At 67.8% G+C, this 2,130-nt stretch carries 2 protein-coding genes and 1 pseudogene; 2 read left to right on the top strand and 1 reads right to left on the bottom strand.

The window, feature by feature from the left end:
- Together Q1V87_RS15330 and Q1V87_RS15325 are read left to right on the top strand one after the other, a co-directional pair.
- Nucleotides 1-278, top strand: a pseudogene (locus Q1V87_RS15330) (ABC transporter permease); the annotation flags it as partial.
- Nucleotides 279-312: 34 nt separating this feature from the next.
- Nucleotides 313-1,284 carry a DNA topoisomerase IB gene (locus tag Q1V87_RS15325; RefSeq protein ID WP_300594813.1) on the top strand — a complete coding sequence of 324 codons (972 nt, stop codon included), beginning with the start codon at nt 313-315 and terminating at the stop codon, nt 1,282-1,284.
- Nucleotides 1,285-1,298: 14 nt separating this feature from the next.
- Here Q1V87_RS15325 and Q1V87_RS15320 read toward each other — a convergent pair.
- On the bottom strand, nt 1,299-2,130 hold an 832-nt coding region (locus Q1V87_RS15320; protein ID WP_300594810.1), incomplete at its 5' end, for an N-acyl homoserine lactonase family protein.

The following is a 2,130-nucleotide window of genomic DNA, read 5'->3' as shown; positions in this document are numbered from 1 at the left end:
GGCAGGTGTTCTGGCGCATCACGTTCCCGCTGCTGCTGCCGGGCATCATCGCCGCGGCGCTGCTGTCGTTCAGCCTCAGCTTCGACGACTTCATCATCACGTACTTCACGTCGGGCTCGGTGCAGACTTTCCCGGTCTACATCTACGTGGCGGCCCAGCGCGGCATCCCGCCGCAGGCTAACGTGATCGCATCGGCGGTGTTCCTGCTCGCGATCATCGGCACCCTCGCGTACGGGATCGTGAACGCACGCCGAGCGGCGGTTCGTCGAGGTCGCTGACCCTGACGGTCTGGGCGGGGCGTAGCGTGAACGGATGCCCCGCCTCCGCCGCAGTCGCACCACAGAACCGGGCTTGCGGCGTGTGCGTCGCGGACGCGGATTCGCCTACCTCGATGAATCGGGTGCGGCGATCACCGATGAGGCCACCCGCGAGCGGATCTCGGCCCTCGCGATTCCGCCCGCGTGGAACGACGTGTGGATCTCGCCCCACCCGCACGGGCACATCCAGGCAACGGGCGTCGACGACGCGGGCAGGCGCCAATACCTGTATCACGAGGTCTGGCGCGAGCGTCAGGATCGGGTGAAGTTCGAACGGATGCTGGACCTCGCCGAAACGCTCCCGGGGGCCAGGCGCACGGTGACGCTCGATCTGCGCTCCGACGGGCTCGGGCGATCCCGCGTGCTGGCGACAGCGTTCCGGATGCTCGACACCGGGAGCCTGCGGGTTGGGTCCGAGCGATACGCCGACGTCCATGGCAGCTATGGCTTGTGCACGCTGCTCTGCGCGCACGCGAGCGTGCACGACGGTGAGCGCGTCGAACTGCGGTTTCCGGGCAAGAGCGGACAGCCGTGGGAGTCGGAGTTGACCGACCCCGATCTTGTTGCCGTGGTGCGGGCGCTGAAGCGCCGCGGTGGGCGGGCGCGACTGTTGGCGTGGCGCGATGGCGATGGCGAGGTGCACCCGCTGCATCCGGAGGAGATCAATGCCGACATCCGCCGCCGCACGGGCGGAGACTTCACGGCCAAAGACTTTCGGACGCTGCACGGCACTGCGGCTGCAGCGTTGAGCCTGGCGAAGGCGGGACCGGTGGAATCGCCGTCGCGTCGGGCGAGGATTGTCGCTGCAGCAATGCGGGATGCCGCCTTCGTGCTCGGCAACACCCCCGCTATCGCCCGGAGCAGCTATGTGGATCCGCGAGTCGTGGAGGCGTACGAGCACGGCACGACGATCGACCCGTCGCGTCCGGCATCCGTCGAGTCGGAGTTGCGCGCGCTGCTTCGGTGAGGGTGCGCGTGCCGTCAGGCGGCGAGTTCCGCCGCCCGAGGGTCGTGACCGGCGATCACCTGCAGGCCGGGCAGGTGATCACGCAGTGCGGCGAACTTCCGCAGCGTTTCGAGCTGCTGCTTTCGGTCGCCGACGTCCGGAACGACAGCCTTCTCGATGAGGCTCGGATCGTACGTTGCATCGCCCACGAGCAGGAGCGGGTTCCGACCCTCGCCACGACGGACGAGGAGGCTCATCGATCCGGTGGTGTGGCCCGGGGTCGGCAGGAGCGTGAGCGCTCCATCGCCGAAGACGTCATAGGCGCCGTCGAAGTCGACGAGCGCGGGATCCTGCGAGGGGGCGAACGTGACGGGCCGCCACTGGACACCGGCATCGAGCAGGTACTCGGCCAGGACGCCGTGCATGTGCGGCGACTTTCCGGTAAGCACGTCATGCTCAGACTCGCTCACGAGCACCGGGATGCCGGCTGCCGCAAGCTCGCCGACGTTTCCAGCGTGGTCGTAGTGCAGGTGCGAGATGGCGGCGAGGCTCAGTCGCTCGATCGGAACCCCGGCGAGCTCGAGCTGTTCGCCGAGCCCTTGCCCAGGCGTGAGGGTTGAGTCGACCTGCCGCGCGTAGACGGCACCGACGAAGCCGCCGGGGAAGTACTCCTTCGGCGAGTCAGCGGACGCGGGTGCTTGCCCGGTGTCCCACAGGATCCAACCCTGTTCGTGCTCAATGAGCACCACATTCACGGGAAGCGGATCCGTCCATCGCCGCGAGGTGAACGTCCACCACAGCATGGGAGTGCCGTTGCCGACGATGTTGTGTGGCCGTAGCCGTACCTCGCCGATACTCAATACCGAT

Origin of the sequence: Microbacterium sp. (assembly GCF_030149085.1) — a bacterium.
In the GTDB taxonomy this organism is placed as follows: Bacteria; Actinomycetota; Actinomycetes; order Actinomycetales; family Microbacteriaceae; genus Microbacterium.
Note: the sequence above shows the minus strand (reverse complement) of the source record. Positions and strands in the feature narration are given on the sequence as shown.